Genomic DNA, 591 nt, shown 5'->3' with positions numbered 1-591 from the left:
ATGACGCGCCAGTATTGGTGGATGATAATGAAACACCACTCGGTGAGAGCATCGCAGTCGAAACAGTTGAAGATACGCCAGTTGGCGGTACCTTAAAGGCCACTGATCCTGATGGTGACCCATTAACCTTTACGCAAAACAGTGATCCTACCAACGGTAGTGTTATAGTTAATGAAGATGGTACCTGGGAATATACGCCGAATGAAGATTATAACGGTGATGATAGTTTCACGGTTATTGTTGACGATGGAAACGGTGGCTCAGATACGATCACGGTCAATATCGGTGTGCTACCAGAGAATGACGCGCCGGTATTAGTGGGTGATAATGAAACCCCACTCGGTGAAAGCATCACCGTTGAAACCGCTGAAGATACACCAGTTGGCGGTACTTTGCAGGCGACTGATCCTGATGGTGACCCACTAACCTTTACGAAAAATAGCGATCCTACAAACGGTAGTGTTGTAGTTAATGAAGATGGCACTTGGGAATACACACCCAATGAAAATTATAACGGTGAGGATAGTTTCACGGTTATTGTTGACGATGGAAACGGTGGTTCTGATACGATCACTGTAAGTATTGGTGTAT

General features: G+C 45.2%; 1 protein-coding gene. It reads left to right on the top strand.

Annotation, left to right across the window (positions count from 1 at the left end; genetic code table 11):
* On the top strand, positions 1-591 hold a 591-nt coding region (locus QQK09_RS10685; RefSeq protein WP_284204127.1), incomplete at both ends, for a cadherin-like domain-containing protein.

It is taken from the genome of Psychromonas marina (assembly GCF_030161115.1).
Classification (GTDB): Bacteria; Pseudomonadota; Gammaproteobacteria; order Enterobacterales; family Psychromonadaceae; genus Psychromonas; species Psychromonas marina.
This window is presented reverse-complemented; position numbering and strand designations above follow the sequence as displayed.